Source organism: Thiohalophilus sp. (assembly GCF_034521165.1).
In the GTDB taxonomy this organism is placed as follows: Bacteria; Pseudomonadota; Gammaproteobacteria; order UBA6429; family Thiohalophilaceae; genus Thiohalophilus.
Window position 1 is genome coordinate 244,540 of record NZ_JAXHMV010000008.1, and the last position, 26,651, is coordinate 271,190.

At 59.0% G+C, this 26,651-nt stretch carries 28 protein-coding genes and 1 pseudogene; 15 read left to right on the plus strand and 14 right to left on the minus strand.

The genetic code is table 11. The annotated features are described in order from the left end of the window. Nucleotides 1-5 precede the first annotated feature (5 nt). Nucleotides 6-533 (minus strand): tetratricopeptide repeat protein, encoded by a 528-nt coding sequence (locus tag U5K34_RS05865; protein WP_322567544.1) that lies wholly within the window; start codon nt 531-533, stop codon nt 6-8. Between the two features lie 285 nt (nt 534-818). Between U5K34_RS05865 and U5K34_RS05870 the strand changes: the two genes are divergently transcribed. Both U5K34_RS05870 and U5K34_RS05875 read left to right on the plus strand, forming a co-directional pair. Continuing rightward, nucleotides 819-2,402: an acyl-CoA ligase (AMP-forming), exosortase A system-associated gene (locus U5K34_RS05870; RefSeq protein ID WP_322567545.1), complete on the plus strand. Its 1,584-nt coding sequence runs from the start codon at nt 819-821 to the stop codon at nt 2,400-2,402. Continuing rightward, nucleotides 2,399-3,634 carry a pyridoxal-dependent decarboxylase, exosortase A system-associated gene (locus U5K34_RS05875; protein WP_322567546.1) on the plus strand — a complete coding sequence of 412 codons (1,236 nt, stop codon included), beginning with the start codon at nt 2,399-2,401 and terminating at the stop codon, nt 3,632-3,634. Before U5K34_RS05870 ends, U5K34_RS05875 begins: the two co-directional genes overlap by 4 nt. A 156-nt stretch (nt 3,635-3,790) precedes the next feature. Here U5K34_RS05875 and U5K34_RS05880 read toward each other — a convergent pair whose 3' ends face one another. After that, nucleotides 3,791-4,507 carry a GNAT family N-acetyltransferase gene (locus tag U5K34_RS05880; RefSeq protein WP_322567547.1) on the minus strand — a complete coding sequence of 239 codons (717 nt, stop codon included), beginning with the start codon at nt 4,505-4,507 and terminating at the stop codon, nt 3,791-3,793. Between the two features lie 12 nt (nt 4,508-4,519). Continuing rightward, nucleotides 4,520-5,257, minus strand: coding sequence for a class I SAM-dependent methyltransferase (locus tag U5K34_RS05885; RefSeq protein ID WP_322567548.1), 738 nt, complete (start codon nt 5,255-5,257; stop codon nt 4,520-4,522). Nucleotides 5,258-5,547: 290 nt separating this feature from the next. On the opposite strand from U5K34_RS05885, the gene U5K34_RS05890 reads away from it, so the two are divergent. Further along, complete coding sequence (locus U5K34_RS05890; RefSeq protein WP_322567549.1) at nt 5,548-5,862, plus strand: DUF389 domain-containing protein; 315 nt, start codon at nt 5,548-5,550, stop codon at nt 5,860-5,862. Nucleotides 5,863-5,889: 27 nt separating this feature from the next. Here U5K34_RS05890 and U5K34_RS05895 read toward each other — a convergent pair whose 3' ends face one another. Further along, nucleotides 5,890-6,168, minus strand: coding sequence for a hypothetical protein (locus U5K34_RS05895; protein ID WP_322567550.1), 279 nt, complete (start codon nt 6,166-6,168; stop codon nt 5,890-5,892). A gap of 249 nt (nt 6,169-6,417) precedes the next feature. Between U5K34_RS05895 and U5K34_RS05900 the strand changes: the two genes are divergently transcribed. The 4 genes and pseudogenes from U5K34_RS05900 (at nt 6,418) to U5K34_RS05915 (ending at nt 8,376) form a co-directional block, all read left to right on the plus strand. After that, entirely contained in the window at nt 6,418-7,176 is a 759-nt protein-coding gene (locus tag U5K34_RS05900; RefSeq protein WP_322567551.1) for a hypothetical protein, read from the plus strand. A gap of 249 nt (nt 7,177-7,425) precedes the next feature. Continuing rightward, a pseudogene (locus U5K34_RS16075) lies at nt 7,426-7,860 on the plus strand (transposase); the annotation flags it as partial. A gap of 11 nt (nt 7,861-7,871) precedes the next feature. Further along, nucleotides 7,872-8,153 carry a hypothetical protein gene (locus tag U5K34_RS05910; protein WP_322567553.1) on the plus strand — a complete coding sequence of 94 codons (282 nt, stop codon included), beginning with the start codon at nt 7,872-7,874 and terminating at the stop codon, nt 8,151-8,153. Between the two features lie 28 nt (nt 8,154-8,181). Beyond that, nucleotides 8,182-8,376, plus strand: coding sequence for a hypothetical protein (locus tag U5K34_RS05915; protein WP_322567554.1), 195 nt, complete (start codon nt 8,182-8,184; stop codon nt 8,374-8,376). A gap of 435 nt (nt 8,377-8,811) precedes the next feature. Here the strand turns inward: U5K34_RS05915 and U5K34_RS05920 are convergent, their stop codons facing one another. Continuing rightward, on the minus strand, nt 8,812-9,024 hold the full coding sequence (locus tag U5K34_RS05920) for a helix-turn-helix transcriptional regulator (RefSeq protein WP_322567555.1): 213 nt from the start codon (nt 9,022-9,024) through the stop codon (nt 8,812-8,814). 120 nt (nt 9,025-9,144) lie between these two features. On the opposite strand from U5K34_RS05920, the gene U5K34_RS05925 reads away from it, so the two are divergent. From U5K34_RS05925 to U5K34_RS05935, 3 genes are all read left to right on the plus strand, one after another. Further along, nucleotides 9,145-9,594: a carbon storage regulator gene (locus U5K34_RS05925; protein ID WP_322567556.1), complete on the plus strand. Its 450-nt coding sequence runs from the start codon at nt 9,145-9,147 to the stop codon at nt 9,592-9,594. A gap of 113 nt (nt 9,595-9,707) precedes the next feature. Further along, nucleotides 9,708-9,953 (plus strand): type II toxin-antitoxin system CcdA family antitoxin, encoded by a 246-nt coding sequence (locus U5K34_RS05930; RefSeq protein WP_322567557.1) that lies wholly within the window; start codon nt 9,708-9,710, stop codon nt 9,951-9,953. A 3-nt stretch (nt 9,954-9,956) separates the two neighbouring features. Then, a complete protein-coding gene (locus tag U5K34_RS05935; protein WP_322567558.1) occupies nt 9,957-10,274 on the plus strand; it encodes a CcdB family protein in 318 nt (105 codons plus the stop codon). Nucleotides 10,275-10,488: 214 nt separating this feature from the next. Here U5K34_RS05935 and ubiB read toward each other — a convergent pair whose 3' ends face one another. Together ubiB and U5K34_RS05945 are read right to left on the minus strand one after the other, a co-directional pair. After that, nucleotides 10,489-12,147 (minus strand): ubiquinone biosynthesis regulatory protein kinase UbiB, encoded by a 1,659-nt coding sequence (ubiB, locus tag U5K34_RS05940; RefSeq protein ID WP_322567559.1) that lies wholly within the window; start codon nt 12,145-12,147, stop codon nt 10,489-10,491. A 72-nt stretch (nt 12,148-12,219) separates the two neighbouring features. Next, complete coding sequence (locus tag U5K34_RS05945) at nt 12,220-13,146, minus strand: SDR family oxidoreductase (RefSeq protein ID WP_322567560.1); 927 nt, start codon at nt 13,144-13,146, stop codon at nt 12,220-12,222. Nucleotides 13,147-13,190: 44 nt separating this feature from the next. Between U5K34_RS05945 and U5K34_RS05950 the strand changes: the two genes are divergently transcribed. Together U5K34_RS05950 and U5K34_RS05955 are read left to right on the plus strand one after the other, a co-directional pair. Continuing rightward, nucleotides 13,191-14,207 (plus strand): CDP-6-deoxy-delta-3,4-glucoseen reductase, encoded by a 1,017-nt coding sequence (locus U5K34_RS05950; RefSeq protein WP_322567561.1) that lies wholly within the window; start codon nt 13,191-13,193, stop codon nt 14,205-14,207. A gap of 82 nt (nt 14,208-14,289) precedes the next feature. Continuing rightward, the gene (locus tag U5K34_RS05955; RefSeq protein ID WP_322567562.1) at nt 14,290-14,559 is read left to right on the plus strand and encodes a hypothetical protein; all 270 of its coding nucleotides are present in this window, start codon (nt 14,290-14,292) and stop codon (nt 14,557-14,559) included. On the opposite strand, the gene U5K34_RS05960 is transcribed toward U5K34_RS05955, so the two are convergent. Genes U5K34_RS05960 through hemC form a run of 4 tightly spaced genes read right to left on the minus strand, consistent with a single transcriptional unit; the run spans nt 14,545 to nt 18,579 of the window. Continuing rightward, complete coding sequence (locus U5K34_RS05960) at nt 14,545-15,717, minus strand: heme biosynthesis protein HemY (protein ID WP_322567563.1); 1,173 nt, start codon at nt 15,715-15,717, stop codon at nt 14,545-14,547. The two genes, U5K34_RS05955 and U5K34_RS05960, sit on opposite strands and share 15 nt — an antisense overlap. Beyond that, complete coding sequence (locus tag U5K34_RS05965; RefSeq protein ID WP_322567564.1) at nt 15,714-16,880, minus strand: uroporphyrinogen-III C-methyltransferase; 1,167 nt, start codon at nt 16,878-16,880, stop codon at nt 15,714-15,716. The genes U5K34_RS05960 and U5K34_RS05965 overlap by 4 nt, the downstream gene beginning before the upstream one ends. 6 nt (nt 16,881-16,886) lie before the next feature. Then, on the minus strand, nt 16,887-17,663 hold the full coding sequence (locus U5K34_RS05970; RefSeq protein ID WP_322567565.1) for a uroporphyrinogen-III synthase: 777 nt from the start codon (nt 17,661-17,663) through the stop codon (nt 16,887-16,889). Next, nucleotides 17,653-18,579: a hydroxymethylbilane synthase gene (gene hemC / locus U5K34_RS05975; RefSeq protein ID WP_322567566.1), complete on the minus strand. Its 927-nt coding sequence runs from the start codon at nt 18,577-18,579 to the stop codon at nt 17,653-17,655. The genes U5K34_RS05970 and hemC overlap by 11 nt, the downstream gene beginning before the upstream one ends. 114 nt (nt 18,580-18,693) lie before the next feature. Between hemC and U5K34_RS05980 the strand changes: the two genes are divergently transcribed. Continuing rightward, a complete protein-coding gene (locus U5K34_RS05980) occupies nt 18,694-19,224 on the plus strand; it encodes a thioredoxin family protein (RefSeq protein ID WP_322567567.1) in 531 nt (176 codons plus the stop codon). Between the two features lie 4 nt (nt 19,225-19,228). On the opposite strand, the gene U5K34_RS05985 is transcribed toward U5K34_RS05980, so the two are convergent. Both U5K34_RS05985 and U5K34_RS05990 read right to left on the minus strand, forming a co-directional pair. Next, on the minus strand, nt 19,229-19,981 hold the full coding sequence (locus tag U5K34_RS05985; protein WP_322567568.1) for a LytTR family DNA-binding domain-containing protein: 753 nt from the start codon (nt 19,979-19,981) through the stop codon (nt 19,229-19,231). Next, entirely contained in the window at nt 19,959-21,050 is a 1,092-nt protein-coding gene (locus U5K34_RS05990) for a sensor histidine kinase (protein WP_322567569.1), read from the minus strand. The genes U5K34_RS05985 and U5K34_RS05990 overlap by 23 nt, the downstream gene beginning before the upstream one ends. Nucleotides 21,051-21,176: 126 nt before the next feature. On the opposite strand from U5K34_RS05990, the gene argH reads away from it, so the two are divergent. Then, complete coding sequence (gene argH, locus U5K34_RS05995) at nt 21,177-22,595, plus strand: argininosuccinate lyase (RefSeq protein WP_322567570.1); 1,419 nt, start codon at nt 21,177-21,179, stop codon at nt 22,593-22,595. A gap of 146 nt (nt 22,596-22,741) precedes the next feature. Here the strand turns inward: argH and U5K34_RS06000 are convergent, their stop codons facing one another. Then, nucleotides 22,742-23,605, minus strand: a complete 864-nt coding sequence (locus tag U5K34_RS06000) for a diguanylate cyclase domain-containing protein (protein WP_322567571.1) — start codon at nt 23,603-23,605, stop codon at nt 22,742-22,744. Nucleotides 23,606-23,744: 139 nt separating this feature from the next. On the opposite strand from U5K34_RS06000, the gene U5K34_RS06005 reads away from it, so the two are divergent. Beyond that, on the plus strand, nt 23,745-26,651 hold the full coding sequence (locus U5K34_RS06005; RefSeq protein ID WP_322567572.1) for a class I adenylate cyclase: 2,907 nt from the start codon (nt 23,745-23,747) through the stop codon (nt 26,649-26,651).

A 26,651-nucleotide genomic window follows, 5' to 3' on the forward strand; every position in this document is an offset into this window, starting at 1 on the left:
CAGGCCTAATCCGCCAGGCTGTAACCGGCGTCTTTGAGCAGGTTTTTAAGTCCAGGTAAGGGATATCCGAGTTCATAGGCTTTTCTGGCGTGAACGCGAGCCTTCTCGTAATCGCCAAGCTTATAAAGTACCAAGCCAAGATTGTATTGGATCTCGGGATGGTGAGGATTCATATCCACCGCTTTTTGCAGGGCGGAACGGGCTTCTTTGTTACGACTCATTCGTGCGTAGTAGAGGCCGTGTATGACATACACCATAGCGTCATGTGGGGCAACGTCATGCGCCCATTTGAAGCGACATTCGAGGTCGTAATCGGCTCCTTGAGGGCGGGTAGTTCCCTCTCGAACAGCAAGACGTGATATGGCGTCGAGTGCCTGATGATGGTTGGGGAACCAGTTCAGAACATACTCGAGGTCGTCGATGATACGGCTTGTTGAGGCTCCTTTGCGTAAATTTTTTACATCATCAGTGAAATGGTAACCCTCCACCATGCCGAGGTACTTTTCGGTGTATTTGGCGATTGGTGTAATCAAAGGGGCCACTGGGATGAGTGTGTTTACCGCAATACTCCTGCGCCTGAATCGGCAGGGCAACAAAACACAATGCCAGCAGTACGACAAGGATCGGCAAATACCGAGATCTTGCAGTCAACGCCGGCAGGCGACGGGCCGTTTCGCATTCAAGTGAAATTGCTTCGAACATGTAAAAATCCCCGACACCCGGAGGGTGTCGCGCTGGCTTCCTGCTTGTCATGTTATCATCGCATTCCGTGTCAGGTATAATTGATTCACGCAGGCCTACCATACGATAACCCATTCATGTCCACTCTGTTGCACGATTCGATCATCGCTCGCGCCGAGCAAACCCCGGATGCTCCGGCGCTGGGTCTGCGTGGTCATTATCAGGATTATGCCAGTCTGGCGGATGATGTACACAAAGCCGCGGCGGGACTGCTCGAGACCGGGCTGCTGCGCCAGGAGCGGGTGGCGGTCTATCTGGACAAGCGTCCGCAAACCATTCATGCCCTGTTCGGTGCCGCCCTGGCTGGCGGGGTGTTCGTGCCGGTCAACCCGTTGCTCAAGGCAGAGCAGGTTGCCTATATTCTGTGCGATTGTAACGTCCGGGTACTGGTCACCTCGGCGGATCGGTTAGCCCAATTGCAGCCGAGCCTGGAACAGTGCCCCGATCTGCATACGGTGTTGCTGATTGACGATGAGGTCCCGGAAACCGGGCAAACGCCTTACCGTGTGTTCGGCTGGTCACAGGTGCGTCAGGCCGGTAGCGACAGGAGACACCGCTGTATTGACACGGATATGGCGGCGATTCTCTACACCTCGGGCAGCACAGGCCGACCCAAGGGAGTGGTGCTCTCCCATCGCAACATGGTGGCGGGCGCAGCGAGCGTGGCCGAGTATTTGCAAAACCGGGCGGAGGATCGGCTGCTGGCGGTATTGCCCCTGAGTTTCGATTACGGGCTGAGCCAGCTGACTACGGCTTTTCATACCGGTGCCAGTGTGGCATTGCTGAATTACCTGCTGCCGCGTGATGTGATCAAGGCGGTGGCCCGCGAGGGCGTTACCGGTCTTGCCGCGGTGCCACCCTTGTGGACCCAGCTGGCCCGGCTGGAGTGGCCCGAGGAGGCGCAAAAGACCCTGCGCTATGTCACCAACTCCGGCGGCGCCATGCCCCGCCAGGTTCTCGATGCCCTGCGCGGGCAATTGCCAGCGACCCGATTCTATTTAATGTACGGCCTGACCGAGGCGTTTCGCTCGACCTATCTGCCTCCTGAGGAGGTGGATCGGCGCCCCGACTCGATGGGCAAGGCCATTCCCAATGCCGAGGTGATGGTGGTGCGTGAGGATGGCAGCCATTGCGCGCCGGGCGAGCCGGGGGAACTGGTCCATCGCGGCGCGCTGGTGGCGCTGGGCTACTGGAACGATCCCGAGCGTACTGCCGAGCGATTTCGGCCCCTGTCGGGCGCGGTCGGGATCCCGCTGTCCGAGGTGGCGGTCTGGTCGGGGGACACGGTACGCATGGACGAAGACGGGTTTCTCTATTTTATTGGCCGGCGCGATGAGATGATCAAAACCTCCGGTTACCGGGTGAGTCCCAACGAGGTGGAAGAAGTCGCCTATGCCACCGGGCTGGTGGCCGAGGCGGCCGCCCTGGGCGTCCCCCATCCGACGCTGGGCCATGGCATCGTGCTGGTGGTGCTGCCGCAGGAAAAAAACCTGACCGAAGAGGCTGTGCTGGAGGCATTGCGTCCGCAGCTGCCCGCCTTCATGTTGCCGGCACACGTGGCCATCCAACATGAGCCACTGCCGCGTAATGCCAATGGCAAGATCGATCGCAAGCAACTGGCGGCCGGCTTTGCTGATTATTTTGCCGGAGAACCTGCATGAGCGACACGCGCCCCGGCCACGCCCCGAGCAATGTGTTTCCGGTGGTGGACGACTGCCTGCAGATCGGCGGCGTCGCCCTGTCGCAGCTGGCACAGCGCGTCGGCCAGACACCGTTTTATGCCTATGACCGGCAGGCGATGACCGATCGGCTCGCCGCGCTGTATGCCGCGTTGCCCGAGGGCATCAGTGTGCATTATGCGGTCAAGGCCAACCCCATGCCGGCGCTGGTGCAGCACATGGCCGCTCTGGTGGACGGGCTGGATGTGGCGTCGGGGCGGGAGTTGCGCGTGGCCCTGGATGCCGGCATGCCGGCCCATGAGATCAGCTTTGCCGGTCCCGGCAAGTCACTCACCGAACTGACGATGGCCGTGGCCGCCGGTATTACGCTGAATATCGAGTCCGAGACCGAGCTGGAACGGGTCGCGGAAATCGCGGCACGGACTGGCGAGATGGCCCACGTGGCGGTACGGGTCAATCCCGATTTCGAACTCAAGACCTCCGGGATGAAAATGAGCGGTGGTCCCAAGGCCTTCGGCGTGGACGCCGAACGGGTCCCCGCGCTGCTCGGGCGCATCGGCGAGCTGGGTCTGCATTTTCGCGGCTTTCATATCTTCTCCGGTTCCCAGAACCTGCGCCCCGAAGCCCTGATCGAGGCCCAGGGACAGACCTTCGACCTGGCGCTGCGCCTGGCCGAGTCGGCCCCCGGGCCGGTGGAGATGCTCAACATGGGGGGCGGTTTTGGTATTCCCTATTTTCCCGGCGAGATGCCGCTGGATCTGGCGCCGATCGCCGAGCATCTGGAAAGTCGTCTGCCGGCGGTGCGCCAGCAGTTGCCCGAGGCGGAGATCATTCTGGAGCTGGGTCGCTATCTGGTGGGGGAAGCGGGGATCTACGTGGCCGAGGTGATCGACCGCAAGGAGTCCCGGGGCCAGATCTTTCTTATCACCAACGGCGGACTGCACCATCATCTGGCGGCCTCGGGCAACTTTGGCCAGGTGATCCGCAAAAACTACCCGGTGGTGGTTGGCAACCGGGTGCAGGGCCGCGAGCGCGAGATCGTCAACGTGGTGGGACCGCTGTGTACCCCGCTGGATGTCCTGGCGCAACAGATGGATCTGGCCCGCGCCGAGATCGGGGATCTGATCGTAGTGTTTCAGTCCGGCGCCTACGGTTATACGGCCAGTCCGACGCGGTTCTTGAGTCATCCCGAGCCAGTGGAGATCCTGGTTTAACCGGCCCTGTGCCCGCCACGTTGTAGGCCAGGTTGCGCGCAGCGCTACCTGGCATTCCGCTTCGATTCAAGGTTGTGTCAGGCAGGCTTACCGCCAACCTGATCTGCGCTATTGTCCTGTTTTGGGATGATTACAGGTGAATAACTGGCTGAGAGCTCACATCTGGTCGCCGCGTTGCGCGGTGGCCGGCGGGCGTACTTTGAGGGTGGGCTGACTGCCTGGGCTCAACGACAAATGCACAAACGGCCGGCAGCTGGCCAGCATCCCCTGCCACGGACCGGCACAGACAAACAGCGCCCAGCCTGTCTTGTGCGCACCCAGCCGCTGGTGCGAGCCCCGCGAGGCGGGGTTGAAGGCCGATATCCGACTGGCGGAGTGATGAATGCCCTCGGCATAAAGACGTTCGTTGGCGGCTTGCCACAGTTTCAGGAACACCGGCGAGAGACGGTGTTTTTTTGCGACATACACATCGTAGTCCCAGACACTCTGCCCTTCGGGCAGGGGTCGAAACAGGCAGCGCACTTCATCTTCGGGATAGTCCCCTTGCACGAACCATAAAAACCCGGCCAGCTCGCCGTTGAGCTCGGCCACCAGGCAGCGCGCGCCCCGGGCAAAACGCTCGGCGAATACTCCCTCACGGCGATCCGGCACACCCTGCAGCAGGGGATCGCCCGATATGGCTTCACGTACCTGGATTTTTTTGCCGCGATGTTCGGGCAACAGGGGCGCGGTGGTGATCGGCTGGCTGACCAGATCGTATTTCACGAGACGCAGTCGATCGGCGCTGAGCCGCGACAGTGCCGTGCCCAGCAGATACAGCATGCCGTTCCACCAGCCCAGTGTCTGAAGGTTTGTGCGCAGGGTCCGCAGCATCGCCAGGGGCTGTCAGTTGCCGGATTTGCGCGCGGCGATCAAAAAGGCATGGCTCAGGGGCGAGGCCAGCCAGGGGAGCCTGGCCAGCAGCCAGCGTACGGGCCGGGATTCGAGCCAGGGCTGAAAGCGGCGTAACGATCCCGGCAGAATCGGCACCCAGTACAACCGGACTTCGGTGGCGCCGGCGGCGCGCAGCAGGCGGGTCAGTTGCGCGGGACTGTCGTAGCGCAGTCCGAGCGGACGGCGGCGCAGACGCGCCTGAAGGCGGTTCAGTACGGTGGTCAGGGCGTGCCGGTTCAGGGCATCGATCCAGATTTGTCCGCCGGGCCGAATCAGGGTCAGCAGCTCACGGGTTGCCCTGTCCGGGCCGGAGAGGGCCTGCATCACCCCGAAGCACATCACCCCGTCCACGCTGGCCGGGCGTACCGGCAACTGGGTGGCATCGCCGACCAGCCAGGGAATCGAGGCATCGCTGCGGCTGCGCGCTTTTTGTAACGAGGGCAGCGAGTAATCGACACCCACGGGCGCAATACCCTGGCTGGCGAGATAGCGGGTATAGCTGCCCGCGCCACAGCCGATATCCAGCCAGCGGGCGCCCGGCGCATCACCGGGCCAGACCCGCTGAAAATGCCGTAACCGGACTTCCAGGCCGGACTCGGTCCAGCCGGCGATGCCTGCGTCGTCATCGAACATCTGGCCACGTTTGGTAAAGCGCTGGCGCCAGGTTTCTTCAAAAGAGGATCGGGGCATAGCGACTGTTTTTATCCGTTATAGTGATGTGAACCCGGGTCTGACAACGTCACGACGCACTGGGACGTGCTGTGCCGCCCGATTTTAGCATTAAAAGCGGGTCGAATCCGGTACCCGAAAACCCGGTCTGGGATAAGATGGCCGGCGAGCTTGATGTAACTGGGACAGCAAGGGAAGGTGCCCGCTGTCGAACGAGATTGCCAGATGCGAATTATCGAGGTGGTGGCCGATTGTGGCCACGTTGATACATTACAAAGTATTGCCGAGCAGTACGAAGTCTACGATCACTGGTGCTTTCAGCCCCGGGAAGAAACGGGCCGCTGAATTTCGACAGCCAGGAATTGTTACTACGCACCGATGTCGGGCTGGAAGGTATCGCTCTGGCGCTGGCCTCGGGGATGGCCGCCGGTCTGAGCCTGACCAGTGGTGTTTCGGCGACCCTGGTCGGTGTGATGGTGGCTGTAGCGCTGTTGCCACCGGCGGCCACGCTGGGACTGATGCTGGGGGCCGGAAACTATCAATATGCCCTGGGCGCCCTGTTGCTACTGGCGGTCAACGTGGTGTGCGTAAACCTGGCCGAAAGTGTGCAGATCCTGGTCAAATAACGACGATATAACCTGTCACAGCCGGGTCTAACGATTGCCCCAGATGTTGGCGACCGCCCGATCGCTGCCAAGCAAACCGACCACCAGGCAGACAAAAGCGACCGTAAAAAAGACGACAACAGGAATCAGGTAGCCAACCTGAGCCTGACCCATGGCAAAGTAGGCACTGACCAGACCCAGCCCCGAGAATAGCACGCCCACAACGATCAAAATCTTTCGATTGAGCGGTTTGTAGTTAAAGGGCTTCTCGCCGGACTCAAAATAGCGCAGCACAAACCAGAAGAGTTGTCTCAGTAACGCATGCATAACGGTCAATAATCCTGTGTCGGCAGATTGGGCCCGCAGAGTATTAAAGGTGCGGGCAACAAGGTGCGTCAAGTGAGCTGGTTAAACGCGTTCCTGGCAGCACAGGTGTGTTGTGGACGCAGTGTATAGACTCTTTCAAATCATGGGTTCTATGAGTGGCCTGTAGATGTCGTCCACAAACCGGTATAATGAACATATTACCGTTTTTTTCATGATTTAAAGCAACTTAAAGTAACAAGGAGCCCCCCAATGGCCAAACCGGACGTTCGCACGGACGAGAAAAAGCAACATTTTGATGATATTTACGTGGCCGAGAACCCGGTGCCGTTCAAGGAGCGGATCCTCGATACGCTGGAATATGTCTCCGATAACTTCAATCGCCAGACGTTCGATCGGCTGATTTTGCCCTGGGTACAGAAGAAGGCCGGCGACAAACCGCTGAACTTCGTGGATCTGGCCGGCTGTTTCGGCAACACCACCATGGCGACCCTGTATGGCATGGATTATGACGCCATACGCAATAACTGGCGCGATGCCGAAGCAGCCAGCAAGGTCGATGCGCAACGACGGTTTGCCGCCAACACTACCGGTATCGACATCTCGGCCAATGCCCTGGCCTACGGCCATTCGGCAGGCCTGTATGACACCACGATCGAGGCCGATCTCAACGCCATGTCGCCCGACGTCGATCAGCAGGTTACCGCGGCGATGGAAAATGCCGACATCGTGATCTCCACCGCCTCGCTTGTTTATCTGGAACCCGAGGCCATCGACAAGCTGCTCGGTGCGTTCGCCGGCGGTAAAGGCGAGGGCTACATGCTGGTCAACTTCCTCAATCCTTTCGCCCTGGAGAAAGCCGACGCCACCAAGCGCATGTTGCTCAACCACCTGGAATTTGTCGGCAGCATGGCCTCCCGCCACCGCCGCCTGTCGCCGCTGGAACAGGAAAACTACCCGGGTGAAGAGTGGGCGTTACTCGAAATCTGGGTATTGCGGCGTAACGGCTAAACGGCTGGCGATCCGGCGGTCATTCTGACCGCCGTGATTCCTCGTAAAAGGATAATGAGAAAAGGCGTTGCACCTTGATTTGAAGGATCCGCCGCGATGCCAATGCTCGCCCTTATGCCACGTCCGCCAGCGCCCTGAATTTGACCACCCCTTCTGCCGGGAACGGGGTCAGGTCCAACATTCGAACATTCAAGTTGTGAGTTGATTGTGGTATTTTAAGGTAAAATCAGACAACAGGGAGGTTGTTTTATGGCGAGACCATTGCGTTCTGGAGTTTTCCGGTGCATTGTACCATGTGACGGCGCGGGGCGACCGGAGGGAGCCGATCTATACAGATGATGAAGATCGGCGAGAGTGGATTGCTGTGCTGGACGAAGTCTGGCCAGCGATTTAACTGGGTTATCCACGCCTATTGTCAGATGACACGCCTATTGTCAGATGACCAATCACTATCATTTTCTCGTTGAAACACCGGATGCGAATTTGTCAAAAGGAATGCGACAACTTAACGGCGTCTATACCCAACGCTTCAATCGCCGCCACGGATTATCCGGTCATCTTTTTCAAGGTCGCTATAAGGCTATTCTGGTACAAAAGAAAGCTGATCTTCTTGAAGTCAGCCGCTATGTGGTACTCAACCCGGTACGTGCCGGGATGGTCAGCAATCCGGCCGACTGGCCCTGGAGAGTTCTGGGATGCTGGCCCTGAGTATGATGATCGCCGGTCTCGATATTTACAGCGCCATGCTGGCGTGGCTGGGATTCAGCGTGGCAAGCACGGCAGTGATCGGGTTTTTGATGCGACCGATGAACAATGCCATCGCGGCGGCAAAAAAGGTCTACGATAATCCACTGGCCCGCTGGATCTATACCGGGCGCAATGACGAGGCCGGGCAGGTTTTGCTGGCACTGAAAAAACTCGAGTCATCCACTGGCGGGATTGTTGGACGCATCGCGGCATACGCTCCATACGACTAAAAACAGCTCGGATCAATTGATGTCGAGCATGCGAACAAGCCAGGAGACCATAGAACAGCAGTATTCCGAAACCGATCAGGTGGCAACGGCGCTGAATGAAATGACCGCCTCGATCCGCAGTGTTGAGGAGCGTTCGAAACAAACCGCCGAGGCAGCCAATGAAGCCCATACCGAGACGGAGAAAGGTCAGCAAGTGGTGAATGAAACCACCCGGTGCCATTAACGATGCTTCCAGTGGGTGATTTCTTTGGCGTACATGCTGTAACCGTAGGGCGAGCTGTAAGAAGGCTGGCGTCGCGTGAAGACTGAGTGTTCGAATGTTGGACCTGACCCCGTTGCGCTTTTCAGCATCAGCTGATACTGGGTGACGAGGCATTTGCTCGTCGCATAAAGGCCTAGTTGATAACAATACTGTCAGAAATGTATCAAAAGCACAAAGGCGCATGCTGGCCAAAAGTCTCGAAGAGTATCAACGTCAGCATTCAGCCCGAGACGAGGCGATGGTCCGGGCTTATCTATCAGGTGCCTATCTCGATGCAAGGAAGTGAACGTGGTGGCCGGGGATATGCAGGTTCTGGCGGAGCAGTTCTGGGCCAGACAGTAAACACAGCGGAGGCTTGATTTCGGGTCGTCAGAGGTGAAAGCATCTCGCGCCAGGCTACAGCTCAAACAGCTTTGCCACCGGCACGTCCAATGCCGTGGCCAGTTTTTCGATACTGTCCACGGTAATACTCTGTTCGGCCCGCTCGACCGTGCCGATGTAGGTGCGGTGCAAATTGCTGGCCACGGCCAGATCCTCCTGGGACCAGCCTTTTTCCCGGCGCAGCTCGCGCACGCGCCGGGCAAGTAATTCTCTGGCGGTAACTGACATGGTGCAAGTCTATGTAAATGCAGATAATTCATCGACCTACTAACAGTAGACAGACGATAAATAGCATTCTATACTGACCGGGACTTGATGAGAATCAGGGAATGGAAAGGAGGCCATGAGATGCTGTTACTGTTTCGCAAACCCGGACAATCCATCACTATCCAGCCTGCCCCAGAGGTGGACCTGACGGCGCCACTGGGGACGTTCTTCGAAAACGGGCCGATCCAGGTGCTGGTCAACCGGATCATCGAAAACGAGGTCAAACTCGGTATACAGGCGCACCCGGATCTGATGATCCTGCGCGAGGAAATCTCTCCCCACTATCCGGCGACCCCGCCGCCATCTCCCTCCGGGCTGAGAGAGGGTCAGATCCGCGCCATTGTCGCCCGTAACCTCAGCCATTACCGCCACGAGCGTCAGTGGAGTACTCAGCAACTGGCCGAGCAGGCCAACCTGCCGCTGACCACGATTACCGCCATGGAGCAGGGGATCGGCACGATCACGCTGGATGATCTGGATCGGGTCGCTCTGGCGCTGGACCTCGGCGTGGCCGAGCTGTTGCGGGAGTGACGACTCCGAACCCCGAGCAGCTGAATGGACTTGTTAACGGCCGGGCTGTCACTTATCCTTATTTTATGCGCATTATAGATGCGCATTGTCAGCCTGTCAGAGGAGAGTTCCCCATGAGCCAGATCTACGACCGTACAGCTGTCAAAAAAGCCACAAACCTCAGTATAAACAGTGACTTACTCTCCAGGGCGCGGAGCCTTAAACTGAATTTGTCGGCCACGCTTGAAGCTGCCCTGGAAGCCGAGATTAAAAAAGCCGAGCGCGATCAATGGCTTGAAACTAATAAACAAGCGATCGATGCTTCAAATCGGCTGGTCGAGAAACAGGGATTATTTTCCTCATCATACAAGACGCTTTAATGAATGGCGCAATTTACACTTTATGAGAATCAGAATCCTGACTCGAAGGAGACATACCCGTATTTTGTCGATGTTCAATGTAATCTCCTGGACTCACTGAACTCCCGGCTTGTTATCCCGCTGACACAGCATCGTAATCTTGAGAAAACAAATATTAACAATCTTTGCCCGCAAGTTACCCTGAATGATGAGTCCTTTGTCTTGCTGACTCACCAGATGACAAACGTTCCAATGTCAGCCCTGAAAAGTCCTGTTACAACGATTGAACATCTGCGTGGCGAGATACTCGAGGCAATCGATATTCTTATTACCGGGATTTGATGATTAAAGCGCCTTTACAGGGTGATGCCTTGTTTGTTTCTCATTGAAAGATACGAGGTCTTGCCTTTTGCCTGTGCAGGTTTCAGTGGCTGATTAGCCTGACTATAGGGAGTTTAAGATAACTCCTTTTATTATTTAAATTTTCTTCTTTGCGTACTTTGCGCCTCCGCGTCCTCTGCGTTAATTTCCAGTGGATTCAAAGAATCGGTGAGAATCAATCGTCCCGATAATCCGGCCAGGCGGCGAGCAGGATGACGATGCCGACGGCGCCCATCACCCAGGAATAGACCGGCAGATCGCCGAGCATGGGTTTGGCGTAGCCGTCCAGCGCGGCGAGGATGGTGGCGGAGAGCAGCAGGCTGCCGCCGACGATCGCGCCCCAGGTGCGGCGGTTGGCGCGGCGGATTTCACCACGTAGCTGGCGCATTTGCTTGTCCTGTAACTCTACGGTCAGGTTGCCTTCCTTGGCCTGCTGCAGCACGTCATGCACCATGTTGGGCAGTTGCGGCATCCGCTCGGCCCACATGGGGAAGTTGATGCGCAGGTGTTTGATAAAGGCTTTGGGGCCAATCTGCTCGCGTATCCAGCGCTCCAGAAACGGCTTGGCGGTTTGCCATAAATCGAGTTCGGGATAGAGCTGACGGCCGAGCCCTTCGACATTCAGTAAAGTTTTTTGCAGCAGCACCAGCTGTGGCTGGACTTCCATGTTGAAACGCCGTGCCGTCTGGAACAGGCGCAGCAACAGATGGCCGAATGAAATCTGGCTCAGGGGCTTGTTGAAAATCGGTTCACAGACGGTGCGAATGGCCGCTTCAAACTCATCAATGCGGGTATCGGGATCGATCCAGCCCGAATCGATGTGCAGCTGGGCGACGCGGCGATAGTCGCGGTTGAAAAAGGCGTGAAAATTTTCCGCCAGATAACGTTGATCGCTGGGGTTGAGGGTGCCCATGATGCCGAAGTCCACCGCCAGGTACTGCCCGTCGTTGGAGACGAAGATATTGCCGGGGTGCATGTCGGCATGAAAGAAACTGTCGCGAAAGACCTGGGTGAAGAAAATTTCCACGCCGTGTTCGGCCAGTGCCTTGAGGTTGATATTGGCCTGACGTAAGCGGTCGATGTTGCCAATGGGAATGCCCTCGATGCGCTCCATGACCATCACATGCCGGCGACAATAGTCCCAGTACACATCCGGCACATATAACAGTGGCGAGTCGATGAAGTTACGCCGCAGTTGCGAAGCATTGGCGGCCTCGCGGGTCAGGTCCAGCTCATCGAGAATGGTTTTTTCGAATTCACTGACCACATCGACGGCGTGCAACTGACGGCCGACGGCCCAGTAGCGTTCGAAGGCGCCGGCGAACAGGTACATCAGACCGATATCACGCCGGATGACGGGCAGGATATTCGGGCGCAAGACCTTGACCACGACTTTCTGGCCATCATGCAGCGTGGCGCCGTGGACCTGGGCGATGGAGGCCGAGGCAAAAGGTGTCGCGCCGAACTCGGCAAAGACGGCATCGATCGGCTCGCCCAGATCGCGCTCGATGATCGCGCGCGCCTGCTGATCGGAAAACGGCGGGACCTGATCCTGCAGCCGGGTCAGTTCATCGGCAATGTCGTCGGGCAGCAGATCGCGGCGGGTGGAAAGGATCTGCCCGAACTTGATAAAAATCGGCCCGAGATCTTCCAGTGCCAGACGCACACGCTCGCCGCGTGGCTGCTTGCGCGACCACCACAGCCAGGGCATGAAGATTTTCAGAATCCGGAAGGGGCGAAACAACGGTGTGTTGAGCACCAGTCCGTCCAGCCCGTGACGCATCAGCACAAAGCTGATGTAAAACAGACGAAAGAACTGGCTGAGTTGTTTCATGCGCGGTCCAGAGCGAAAATCAAATCAACCCGCATTGTACGGGGAGTGCCAGTCTGAAACCAGCAACAGGAATCAACGCCCCTCGTCCCTCGTCCCTCGTAACTCGTCCCTGTCTCGTTGGCATGTGGCTTCGAGCCCTTCCTGCAATGTCGGGTACTGCAATTGAATACCCAGTTCCTCGCGCAGTCGTGAGGTATCCATACGCCGTGACTCACCCAGGTAGGAGAGCATGCCCTCGCTCAGGGTCTGTTGGGCCTCGTCTCTGTCGATCAACGGCGGGCGTGGCAGTCCGAGAAAATCGGCGACGGTATTGAAGTACTGGGTCATATTGCTGTCATTGCCATCGCTGACATTATAAATCGCATCCGCTGTGCCGCGTCGGGCGGCGGCGACGCAGATGGCAGCCAGATCGGCGGCGTGAATGCGATTGGTCTGCGGCGCGAGCGCCTCATGAACCATGGGCACCTGTTCCCGGAGACGTTTGATCGGCAGGCGGTCGGGGCCGTAGATGCCGCCGACTCGCAACACGATCACCGGCACGGCGTGTTGTCTACCCCATTCGCGCAGCGCCTGCTCGGCGGCATAGCGGCGACGGGCACGATCCACCTGCGGGTTGGGTGCGGTATCCTCACTAACGATCTCGCCCTGCCGATCGCCGTACACCCCCGAGGTGCTGATATAGACAATCCGCTGTGGGCGGCTCCCCTGTTGATCGAGGGCCTGTAAAAAGTGCGCCATGCGCGGATCATCCTGGCCGTGTTGCGGCGGTGGCGCAAAGTAATAGACCAGGGCCTGGTTGACCGGCAGATCGCTCAGGCTGGCCGGGTCATCCAGATCCGCCAGGTATGCCGGGATACCCGTCGCCGTCAGGCGGCCGCCATTGCGGACCAGACCGGTGACCGGGATACCTTCGGCCTGCCACAGCCGGGCGACACGGCGGCCGATGTCGCCGCAGCCGACGATAAATACCTGTTCAGGGGGTTTTACTGCCGGGTTCATTAGGAGATAATTCCGCGCTTTGTGATGAGAAGTTGAGCAATTTTATGCGTTTTTCCGTCAAAGTCGAGCCCAGTGGCCACACCTTTTTGGTAGAAGAGGATGAACCGATCCTGGACGCGGCGCTGCACCATGGTCTGGCCCTGCCCTACGGCTGCCGTAACGGGGCCTGCGGATCCTGCATGGGCAAGGTGGTGGAAGGCAAGATCGCCTATCCCGACGATGAGCTGCCCCCGGCGTTGACAGAAGAGCAGGCCACCGCCGGCATGGCGCTGTTTTGCCAGGCACGGGCCCGGGGCAACCTGGTGATCGAAACCCGCGAGGTGGCAGAGGGTCAGGACATCCCGATTAAAAAGCTGCCGAGCCGCATCGCCGAGATGACCCGCCTGAACCATGATGTCATGTTGCTCAAACTCAAGCTGCCCAGCACCGAACGATTGCAGTTTCTGGCCGGCCAGTATGTGGATTTCATTCTCAAGGATGGCCGGCGGCGCAGTTTTTCCCTGGCCAACGCACCGCATGACGATGACTATCTGGTTTTGCACATCCGGCATGTCGAAGGCGGCCGTTTTACCGGTGAAGTGTTCGACAAGATGAAGGTCAAGGATATCCTGCGCATCGAAGGCCCGTTCGGGGGGTTTTATCTGCGCGAGGAGTCGGACCGGCCGATCATCTTCATGGCCGGTGGCACCGGATTTGCCCCCATCAAGGGCATGATTGAACATGCCTTCGCGACCGGGATCGAGCGGCCCATGCATCTGTACTGGGGCGCACGGGCGCGACAGGATCTGTATTTGCCCGAACTGCCCGAACAGTGGGCCGAAGCGCATACCCATTTCAGTTACACCCCGGTGCTCTCCGAGCCCATGGCGGACGATCACTGGCAGGGGCGAACCGGTTATGTGCACGATGCGATAATCACCGATCATCCGCAGCTGGCCGGTTACGACATCTATGCCTCGGGTCCGCCGCCGATGGTCTATGCCGGTCAGGACGCCTTCCCCGCCCACGGCCTGGATCTGGAACACTATTATTCCGACGCGTTTGAATACAACAAGGATTGAGGGAACAGGCGGGTCGCAAATCCCCACAGTTCTGCTATCTTTGGAAACAGGACAGTCGGTGCCGTAACAAAGGAACACTCAGGTGATGGATTCGGTCGGGGAAAAAGGCAGTCGTCTGCTGGATGAGACGGCCCAGTTATGCGATTTGTTGCGCATGGCGCATGGCACGGCCCATCGCATGCAGCAGGATCTGCATGGTGATATTTACGACAAAACGTCTGAGGTGGTCACTCAGCTGCATGATCTGCGCGTGGTATGTAACAACCTGTTCGATGAAGTTGCCAAAGAAGTCGGCGAGATGGAATCGGGTGAATACGAAATCCGGTCCGACGCTGCCTCAGATCGTCAGTAACAATCCCTTGCGATAATATTCGGCGGCCAGATCCGTTTCATTGAGCCGGTCCAGTAACTGCCCCAGCTCGCGGCAGGTTTCGGGCTGTTCATGATTGCCCAGGCTGGCTTCCAGGTAGCTGCGGGCCTTGCCCCACAAGTCGCAATGCATGGCCAGTCGGCCCAGGGTCAATAATAGATTGGCGTTGTTTTCCCGCCCTTTTAACCAGTGCTCCGCCTGTTGTAACTGGCGATCCGGGCTGGTCGATTGCACCAGGCCATACAGGCGCACCAGCTCGTTGTTGTATTCCCGTTTGATCGCATCGCGCAGAATCGACTCGGCCGTATCGTGTTGATCCAGGGCGATCAGGTGCGAGGCATATTCTTCCGCCAGGTCCTGATCGTGACGCAGGTTACGCGGAATCTGTTGCCAGATATTGTTGAGGTCTTCCGCCTTGTGGCCATTGATCTGTAACAGGTTGCGATAGACGGTTTTACTTAACCGATCATGTGCCTTTTCGTCGAGGACATGGTATTTGTCGAGTTTGGGCAGCAGGGCCTGCAGATCGGCCCAGCTGTGCAGTTGTTCGTACAGCTGCGCCAGCAGATAGAGCACATGGGGATGACGCGGTGCCAGGGATTGCAAATGCATCAGCGAGGCCAGGGATTGTTCCAGCTGACCATGAGCCAGTTGCAGCTCCGCCTGGGTCAGTTCCACCGCGACATCCGCGCCCGGCGCGCTGTTATGCGCCAGCGACAGATAATGATCGCGGCGTTCGTGGGCATGCTGTTTTTGCGCCGCACGGGCGGCCGACAGGTAATTGAGCAGCGGGGTGTCGCTGTCTTTGGCGTGATTGATCAGGGCCCGTTCGGCGCGTCGCCAGTTGCCTTCGGCCAGTTCGATGAGGCCGCGATTGGAGGAATGACGTGCCTTGCGCCGGCGCCGCAGCTGACGCCAGCGGCGCAAGCGCCCCGGTACATGCCAGCCGCGCACCAGCGTGCGAATCACAAAGTAGAGCAGAATAAAACCGATCACGATGATACTGGCAAACAGCGACAGACTCATCTCCATCGTGGTCTGGCCCCGGCTGATCAGCACATAACCCGGGTCCTGATAGGCCAGCAGCCCGAGCAGCACGGCCGCCAGCAGAATCAAAAAGGCCGTGAACAACCACTTCATGAGGCGTCGCTTTCGGTTGTGTCGGCGGGCGCGTCACTGCCTTGCGCGGGAGGCTCGTCGCCGAGGCGACGTTGTTGCCGGAAGCGCTCCAGTGCCTGATGGGTGTCGCTGATATCCGGCAGCTCGGGATGAATCTCCCGCCCGGCCAGCTCAGCCAGTTGCTCGAGGGTCTGCCGGGTCGGCGCCTGCTCGGTGTCGAAATAGGTTTCCACCCACTGGCGGGCCTGTTGCAGCCGCTCCTGATAGACGCGGGTCTGGCCGTTCAGCAGGGCCAGGCGCGCCTGCTCGAGTTGTAACTGCAGGTTCTGGGTCAGGAAGAAGCGTTGCTCCGGGGCCAGTAGCGGCTGGATCGGTTCATCATGCTGACGAATCACCACCAGGGATTTGAGATCCTGCCACAGGGCCTCCGGCAGTTCGCGCCAGGTCTCCACCTTATCGCTCTGCGAGGCCGTCTCCTGCTGTTGGCGGGTCCGGGGATCGGGGGTGGCCAGCGGCAGGCGGGGAATATCCCCGGCCAGGCTGCTCAGGCTGAAGGAAAGGCCGGCCAGATCGGGCTGATCGACGGCCCGCAAATCATTGATATCGGCGGCAATCCGCTGGCGGATTTTCAGCAGGCCGGGATCGGCCACTTCATGCAGTCGCTCGTCAGCCGACTGCAGGGCAACGATGGCGGTGGCCACGTCCCGTTCCAGCAACAGCCGGTGATTGGCCAGTTTGAGCAGGTATTCGGCCTCGGTCAGCAGCCAGTCATTACGCAGATGGCTGCGGCTTTTGATCAGGGTCTGCAGCGCGTCATCCAGGTTCCGCTGGCGGGTTTGCAGCTGCTGCAGCTGATCGTCCTGGCGGCTGTTCTGCTCACTGTGTTGTTGGCGCAGGCCGGTGAGGGTCTCCTGCAGCGCGGCCAGTTGCTGGCGTTGTTCGCCGGCCAGCTGTTGCTGGGTCTGCCACAGATAATAGCCGCCGGCCCCCACACCCAGGGCGCCCAGCAGCCCCAGCAAGGCGACAAACAGGGCGACGCCGACACCGCGCGTACGCGGGGCCGGTTCCCCGGCGGGCGCCGTCGTCTCGCCCGATTCCGATTCCGGTTCCGGGACCGGCGGATTGTCGGCGTCGTCATCCCCGGGCGGGGTGGTGTCGTTGTGTGGCTTGTCGTTGTCAGTCATGACCTGTTACTCAGCATGGCGCCAGTGGCGCAGGGTGTCGAGCAGCCCCTGATCGCCGGGTTGTTCGCAGACCTGTATCGGTCCGGTAAAGCCCCGTTGCCGGGCGGCGTCGGCAATGCGTTGATGAAACACCACCAGCGGGGTGTGTTGCAATGTTTCCTGTTCGCTTTTGCCCATCTCCAGCAGGTTATCCAGCGCTTCGCTGCTGCTGAGGCTGATGATATCAATCTCGCCCCGACGCAGCGGCCCGAGCAGGGTTTCGGGATCATTGGCCGGTTTAACCCGGCGATACACCTCAGCATACCCCACCTGCGCGCCCCTGGCACGCAGGCTGGTCGCCAGTTTTTCACGCCCGCCCTCGCCGCGCACGATCAGCACCCGTTTGTTGCGAATCTGTGGTTGTTGCAGCGCTGGCAGGGCCAGCAGGGCTTCACTATCATGGCCCTGTTGCGGCAGCAGCTCGGGCGAACGCCCGGCGGCCTGTTGCAGGGCGCGGGCGGTGCCGCGGCCGACACAGGCGAGTGGCAGGTTGTTGGGCAAGCCGTCGGGCAACAGGACCAGGGCATGCTGTACCGCGTTGGGACTGATGAAGATGAGCAGGTCATACTCCCGCAGCCGGCTCAGGGCCTGTTGCGCGGCGGCGGGGTCGGCGGGTTGGTCGATGGCCAGCAGGGGGAACAGCAATGGCCGCGCACCGGCCTGCTCCAGCTGCTGTTGCAGGTCGGCGCTCTGGTGAGGCGGGCGGGTGATGACCACCCGCAAGCCGGCCAGATCATTCGGCATACAGCGCGTCCAGAATCGCATCGGCGCCGCGCGAGAGCAGGTCTTCGGCCAGCACCCGGCCCAGTTCGGCGGCGTCTTCCGGCTGGCCGGCAATTTCACCGCGCACGATTTCGCTGCCGTCGGTTCGCCCGACCAGACCGCGCAGCAGAATGACGCCGTGGGACAGTTCGGCGTAGCCGGCGATCGGGACCTGGCAGCCGCCGTTGAGGCGGTGGTTCATGGCCCGCTCGGCGCGCACCCGCAGCGCGGTGGTCTTGTCGTTGAGCGGGGCGATCAGCCGGTTGACGCGTTCATCGTCGCGGCGACATTCGATACCGACCGCGCCCTGGCCGATGGCCGGCAGGCTGATCTCCGGACCCAGGAACCGGGTGATGCGTTGCTCGAAGCCCAGCCGTTTGAGGCCGGCGGCGGCGAGGATGATGGCGTCATACTGGCCGTCATCCAGCTTCTGCAAGCGCGTGTTCACATTGCCGCGCAGGTCGATGATGTGTAAATCCGGCCGCAGCTCGGCGATCTGGCACTGGCGGCGCAGGCTGGACGTACCCAGGCGGGCGCCTTGTGGGAGATCTTCCAGGGTTTTATGAGTGTTGGAGACGAAGGCGTCGCGCGGATCCTCGCGCGGACAGATGACCGGCAGATGCAGTCCCTCGGGCAGCTCCACCGGCACATCCTTCATCGAATGCACGGCGATATCGGCCTCGCCAGTGAGCAGACCGGTCTCCAGCTCCTTGACGAACAGCCCCTTGCCACCCACCTTGGCCAGCGGGGTATCGAGGATCTTGTCGCCCTGGGTGGTCATTTTGACCAGCTCCACCTGCAGGTCGGCGTGGCTGGCTTCCAGCGCGGCCTTGACGTATTCGGCCTGCCACAGGGCCAGCTGGCTTTTGCGTGTCGCGATGCGGAGAATCTCGGTCATGCCTTACTCTTGGTTTAAAATTAATAGGGATATAAAAAGAGGTTATAAAACTTTTGCGGAGCGATTCGCACAAACCTTTATAATACACCAATTCCCACTGGCCCCGATGCCCCGATGTTAAGACGTTTACTGCTCACTTTCCTGTTACCCCTGCTGATGACGCTGCCCGTGAGTGCGACCGGTTCGGGCGCTCCCGCCTACAAGGTGCCGCGAACCACGGATCTGAAAGCCGACGGCCAGCTGGCGCGCCGACAAAATCTGCCGATCCTGATCATGTTTTCCCAGACCGGCTGCAGTTATTGCGAGCAGGTGCTGGAGCAGTTTCTTGAGCCCATGCGCAAAAGCGGTGACTATACCGACAAGGTGATCATGCGCAGGATCAAGCTCGATGCTTTCGAGGAGATAAAGGATTTTGACGGCCAGTGGCGCGAGCCGGATGAGATCGCCCTGCGCTACCGGGCCAGTGTTACGCCGACCGTGGTGTTTGTCGACTATCGCGGCCATGAACTGGCCGAGCGGATTCTCGGGCTGACCACCGTGGACTTTTACGGGGGTGAACTGGATGATGCGATCGATCTGGCCTTGCAGCGGCTGCGGCCGGTAAATCTGTCGCTGCAGCCAGGGTCGGATAAGCGCTTGCAATAACGCTTCAATCTCCCGCCGCCGACAGGCTGCGCAGCAGTTCCCGCACCTGCGGCAAGTGGCGGCGGCTGACTTCCAGCTGATGATCGCCATGGCGCAACTGCAAGAATACCCGCCCTTCCTTATCCTTGCGTAATCCCGCGATAAATTGTTTGGCCACCAGCGCGTTGCGGTGGATGCGGATGAATTGATCCGCGAATTTCTGTTCCAGGGATTTGAGCGGCTCCTCGATCAGTACTTCCCCCGCCTGATAACAGACGGTCACGTATTTGTGTTCGGCCAGAAAATAAAGCACTTCGCTGATCGGCACCAGGCGCACGCCGCTCTGGACCCGGGCGCTGATATGCAGGGGGGACGTCTCCTGTTCCTGTTGCAGTTGCGCCAGGGACTGTAACTGGGCACGGGTTAACTGGGTGGCGGCCTGCAGGGCCTGTTCCAGTTGTTGCTGCTTGATCGGTTTGAGCAGGTAATCCACCGCATGGTTTTTGAACGCCTGCAGGGCATATTGATCGTAAGCCGTGGTAAAAATGATCGCCGGCGGGTTGGGCAGCTTGTTGAGATGTTCCGCTGCCTCCATGCCGTCCATGCCGGGCATGCGAATATCCAGCAGCACGACATCCGGCTGGTGTTGCTGGACCCGCTCCAGTACCTGCCGGCCATTGGCCGCCTCGCCGATGACCTGCCATCCGTTCAGGGCGCCGAGCAGGGATTGCAGGCGCGAACGGGCCAGTGGTTCGTCATCGGCGATCAGAATTTTCATGCCAGGGCTCATAGGGAAAACTCAAGCAGACTCTATAGTGATGATCCATTTCGTCAAGCGCCAGATCGGTCGGACCTTCGAAACCGGCGGCCAGACGATCGCGAATGTTCTGATGGGCCAACTGATTGCCCCGGCCATGTGCCCGGGCCGGATTGTCGGGGATCGGGTTCTCGATAGTGATTTGCAACTGATTGTCGGTCAGCTCGCCGCTGATTTCGATTGTGCCGCCATCGGTACGCGGTTCGATGCCGTGATAGATCGCGTTTTCGATCAAAGGCTGAATAAGCAGGGCGGGCAACTGCGCATCCTCGGGCAGTGCATCGACCTGCCAGTGAACGTCGAGGCGTTCGCCAAGGCGCAGTTTTTCAATCTGCAGATAGCGGTGACACAAGGCCAGTTCATCGGCCAGGGTCACACGCTGGCGCGCATCGCTTAAGGAGGCGCGAAACAGATCGGCAAGATTTTCCACCACCTGTTCGGCCTGTTGCGGCTTGTGCTGAATGAGACTGACGATGGTGTTCATGCTGTTGAACAAAAAGTGCGGGCGAATACGGGATTGCAGGGCCTGCAGACGGGCTTCCGATTCGGTTCGTACCTGACGTCGCCACTGGTGCTGGACATAGAAATAACGCAGCAGGGGGCCGGTGATAATCAGCCCGATCAGCAGGTTGCGGGCCACAAACTTGACGTGCCACAGAGCGTTCATGCCGCCGGGGTAATGAATCAGCCAGTAGGCGCCCTCGCTGACCAGGGCAATGACCAGCAGAATCAGCAGGTAACTGCCAAGCCCCGCCTGCCAGGGGCGCAAACGGCACAGAGGCTCGCGCAACAAACAGAGCAGCGCGCAGCTGCTCAGTGCACACCACTGGACAAACAGCGAGATCAGCCCCAGGCGGGCCCAGCGCTCGGTCAGGGGGGTTTCCATCGGCGCCAGTGCAATGACAATGGCGGCCAGCTCGGCGATCACCACCACCAGAAACACCATGCGGATGCCGCAAAAATCCGGCAGGAATAGATTGTCCTGTTCCGCTTCGGGCGAGCTGGGGCGGGGGTGTTCCGGGGTGGGCATAGTCTGTTCCAGATTGATTGTGAGAATGATGTTAACTGAATTAAAGCACAAATTGGGCTATCCCATGCGCGCCCGGGATGAACCCGTTATAATCGATTTCACCAATACACAAATGGATGATCCGTTATGAGCGACGCCAGTCAGACCGACAAGCCCTGGGCCGGGCGTTTTACCGCCCCCACGGATGCCTTTGTTGAAGTGTTTACCGCCTCGGTCGGTTTTGACAAGCGTCTTTACAAGCACGACATCGCCGGTTCCGTCGCCCATGCCCGCATGCTGGCGCACGTCGGGGTATTGAGCGAGTCCGAGCGCGATACGATCATCGAGGGTCTCAGGGTCATCGAACAGGACATCGAGCGCGGCGAGTTTGCCTGGTCGACCACGCTCGAAGATGTGCACATGAACATCGAGGCGCGGCTGACCGATCGCATCGGCAGTGTGGGCAAGAAACTGCACACCGGACGCTCGCGTAACGATCAGGTTGCGACCGATATTCGTTTATATCTGCGCGAGGAAATTCGCGAGATTCAGGCGGAACTGAAACGGCTGATCGACGGGTTGCTGCAACTGGCCGAGCAGGAGGCCGATACGATCATGCCCGGCTTTACCCATTTGCAGACCGCCCAGCCGGTCACTTTTGGCCATCATATGCTGGCCTGGGTGGAGATGCTGGTGCGGGACCGGGCGCGCCTGGGTGAGACCTTGCAGCGGGTCAATGTGCTGCCGCTGGGTGCCGCCGCGCTGGCCGGAACCACCTACCCCATCGATCGTGAATTTACCGCCCGCGAACTGGGGTTCGATGGCGTGGCGCAAAACTCGCTGGATGCGGTCAGCGACCGGGACTTTGCCATCGAGCTGGTCTCCGACGCCGCCCTGCTGATGATGCACCTGTCGCGCTTTTCCGAGGAGCTGATCCTCTGGTCATCGGCGCAATTTGATTTTGTCGATCTGGGTGACAGCTTCTGTACCGGCTCGAGCATCATGCCGCAGAAGAAAAATCCCGATGTGCCCGAGCTGGTGCGCGGCAAGACCGGGCGCATCTATGGCCACCTCATGTCCCTGCTGACCCTGATGAAGGGTCAGCCGCTGGCGTATAACAAGGATAACCAGGAAGACAAGGAACCGTTGTTCGATACTATCGACAACCTCAAGGGGTGTCTCAAACTATATGCTGACATGATGCCGCAGATTGAGGTCAAGCGGGACAAGCTATACGAGGCCGCCCGCAGCGGCTTTTCCACCGCCACCGATCTGGCCGATTATCTGGTGCGCAAAGGCGTGGCCTTTCGCGATGCCCACGAGATCGTCGGCAAGGCGGTGCGTCACGGGGTGGACAACGACAAGGATCTGTCCGAGATGAGTCTCGACGAGCTGCAACAGTTTTCCAACGTCATCGAACAGGATGTGTTCGAGGTACTGACCCTGGAAGGGTCCGTCGCCGCGCGTAACCACATCGGCGGTACCGCCCCCGAACAGGTCCGTGCCGCCATCATCCGGGTGCGTACCCGGATAAAAGAAGAGGGCCGAGTTACGAGGGACGAGTGACGAGGAAAATATTCACCACGAAGGCACGAAGGAAGAAAGAATTTCAATATTTCGTACTTTGGATTAGAATCGGTAATAGAGGGCGCTGGCCCGCAGACGCGCCCTTAAGAAGCCTTTCCTCGTTACTCGTCCCTCGTCACTCGCCCCTACCCATGAGACATGGGTTCGGCGGGCTGGGGATCGCTGTCGTCGTCGAGCATTTGCCGGGCGCGCATCAGCAGCAGGCTCATGTCATCGCCCTTGCGCCATTCGGCGATACCGAAGCGGGCGGTAATGGTGAAATCCTCGGTTTCGGGTTCGTCAATGGTCAGTTCACCCAGCTGCTGGCGCAGGTTATCCACCACGGTACCGGCGTCGTCGGCGTGAATTTCCGGCAGTACCACCAGAAAGTCGGTTTCGTTCAGGCGCCCGACAATGTCCGCCCAGCGCAGCTGATCACTGAGTAGCTGACTGAGGGTAACCAGCACCGGGCGTGCATCCTCGCGCTGGTATTGCTGTCTGAAACGGTCCAGGCAGTCGAGGCGCAGCAGGATGATGGTCAGGGGGCGATCGTAGCGGCGACTGCGGGACAGTTGCGGTTCCAGGCTGTAATAGAGTCCCTTGCGGTTACGCATCCCGGTTTCGCTATCCACCATGATGACGTCGTTGAGTTCATCCTTGAGCTGATCGCGCTCCTGCATCAGCCAGTGCAGGGGCGTGATGTCGACAAAATACTGTACCTGGCCGGCGTCGCCGGGCAGCAGTTGCCGATGGCCCATCAGCCACAGATCCTCGTGCAGTTCATCGCCGGGCAGGTGCAGGGTGGTGGTCAGATCGAACAAAGTTGAGAAGGGTTCGGGCACTTCATCGCTGCGCTTGTTGAGCAGTTGTGCGCAGCGGGTTTCACCCAGCATCTCACCCAGGGCGTCGTTGACCCAGCTGACGCGGCCCTGGTTATCCAGCAGCAGGATACCGGCAGGACAGGCGCGGATGATCTGCTGGAGCCGGGCGGGGTCGAGTTTGTCGAGCATGTCGATAAGCCTGTTGCGCTGCGGTGGCGAGAGGAGACCTAAGCTACCGCCGCAGCGGCCGATGTGCAAGTGCGTTACGCAGGTTGGCCGCAATGGCGGCCTGCGCCATGAGGGCGGAATCCGGGCCGGGGGCCAAAGTGTGACGCCTGTCCCGGGCGATACTGAAGAAACCGCGGCCGGCGCCGATAACCTCAAGGTGATGGAACAGCGTGACCCTATCGAGCCGACAATCGACGAATTGCCCGATTTTCGGGCCATCCGGGCCCGTTTTCAGCGCCTCAACCGGGCCCGGTTGGCGCGCATCAGCGGGGATTTGCGTCCCCTGCAGCAGGAATTTCTGCAACTGCTGCCGTTGCTGTTTCATATCAACCACCCTCTGCTGCCCGGTTATGTGGACAAGGCGGCCCCGGCGGGGATCCCCGATTATTCGCCCGACACTCCGGCACTAAGCGCCGCGCGGCGGCTGGCCAAAAGCTTCGAGCTGAAAAAGCGGGCCTACCGGCGCTTCGAGATTCAGGCGCTGTATCTGATGGGCAGCCCGGGCACCATCGCCTACTCCCCCACCAGCGACTTTGACATCTGGGTCTGTCACGATCCGGCCCTGGATCCCGACCAGGTCGAGGCCCTGCAACTCAAGGCCGGGGGCATCGAGCAATGGGCGCGCACGCTGGATATCGAGGCGCATCTGTTTCTGGTCAACCCGGAGCGTTTTCGCCAGGGCGAGCACAGCCGGCTGACCCGTGAAAGCAGCGGCAGCACGCAGCATTACCTGTTACTGGAGGAATTCTACCGCACCGGGGTGTTGCTGGCGGGACGATATCCGTTGTGGTGGCTGGTGCCGCCGGAACATGAGCTGGACTACGATGAATACGTCGCGGACATCAAGCGCAAGCGCTATATCCACAGCAAGGATCATATCGACTTCGGTGGCCTGGCCGCCATCCGCGCGGAGGAGTTTTACGGCGCCTCGCTGTGGCTGTTGTACAAGGGGATCAATGCCCCCTACAAGTCGATACTCAAAACATTATTAATGGAAGCCTACGCCAGCGAATTCCCCGATATCGATCTGTTGTGTGTCGAGTTCAAACGGCGGCTTTACCGCGAAGACGAGCCGGATGTCGATGCGCTGGATCCCTATCGCATGATGCTGGAAAAGGTCGAGGCGTATCTTCACCGGCAGGAGGCACCGCAACGGCTGGACCTGGCGCGGCGCAGTTTTTATTTCAAGGTCAATGAGAAGCTTTCCGAACCGAACAGCGTGGGTACCCGCTGGCGGCGGGAGCAACTGATCCGGCTGGTCGAACGCTGGGGCTGGCCACATGGGAAAGTCCTGCGCCTGGACCGGCGTGATGCATGGAAGCTCGACAGCGTGATGGACGAGCGCAAACAGATCATTCGCGAATTTACCACGACCTATCGCTTCCTCTCGGAATTTACCCGCCAGCAGGGGAATACGACGACCCTGATCAAGGCGGAGGACGTGCATATCCTGGGGCGCAAGCTGTATGCCGCGTTCGAGCGCAAGGCGGGCAAGATCGAGATCATGTATCGCGGCATCACGCCGGATATGTATGCCAGCCATTTATCTTTTCATCGTTTGTTCAGCGAGGAGGGCGATGAATACTGGATGGTCTTCAACGGGGTGGTTCCCGCCTCAGAGCTGGCGGTGACCCGCCCGCTGCGGCGTGCCTATAGTCTGCTGGAACTGATTGCCTGGTGCTATTTCAATCGCATATTGCATGCGCGTACGGTGATGGGCATCTATACCGATGATACCGATCTGACCGAAAAAGAGCTGCAGCAGGTCGTGGAGAGGTTATGCCGGCTGTTCCCGGATGAGGTGCTCGAAGAGTCCTCGATTCACGAATTACGCCAGCCGGCGCGCATCGTGGCGATCGGTACATTTGTGAATGTGGGACTGGATCCCTTCTCCAGCCGCACAAGACAGGGTCGTCACCTGACCAGTAATCGCACCGATGCACTGAAATATGGCGGACTGTTCGAGAATCTTGCTTTGAGTATCGACCAGGTGATCGTCAACAGCTGGCAGGAAGTGATGACCTATCGTTATCTGGGTGTCAGCGGGTTGATGAAGTGTTTGCAGGATTATATCAAATGGGCGCCACCGGCCTCGGGCAAACACCCGCCACCGATCAATGCGTTCAGTTTTTCCTCCTACCGGGGCAGTGCCATCGCCCGGCGTATCGAGAATCTGTTCGCCGGGATTCTGCGCTGTTTTTATGTCAACGGTGACGCGGAACATATCGAGTACGTGCTGGGTATTGAGTCCGCGTATTATGTACTGCGCATAGAAAATGACACACTGCAGTATCATAAGGTCGGTAATATGGAGGCCCTGTGCGGCTATCTGGGTAATCCGCAGGCTCACTTTCGTCGTCCGGTGTTTGACGAAGAGAATCGGGGGGACAACGTGTTGCCCGTGATCTACCAGAATAACCGCCCCGGTATGGTCCAGTGCTTTTATGAAGTGCGTGGTGAGCAGGTCACGGTGTATATCCTGGATGAGCGGGGTTCACTGACCGTACAGAACAAACCATTTTATGACGTGGTGGGCCTGATCCGGCATTACCAGGAGTTCTTTGATTCCATCCAGGAACGCCAGCTGTTACTCGGCCAGGAAGAGTTCTTCGGCGAAACCGCAATGGCCGAGGTTCAGTTTTACCGTATCGATAGTGGCAACGACGGGCAGAAAAGCGTTAAACCCCATTCACTCAACCAGTATGTTAAACCGTCCGACTACCTGCGCTTGCAGGTGCTGGTCAGTGCTGTCGAGGACAAGCCGGCGTTTTCGGTGTTTTGCGAAGACCGTGAATTTTCCACGCTCGAATATGGCCGGGATCTGTATCGCCAGGTGGCAGCGCATATTCTGGGTTTGCGGCGCAGTGGCGAGGCGTATCCTATTTATATTACCGATATCGATCTGGCACCGAACCTGCTAAACGAAAGGGGTAACCAGGTTCAGACGGTCCGGTTTCTCGAGTACAAGAAAATGATCGAGGAGCGACTGCTCGCCGAGCTGCAATAA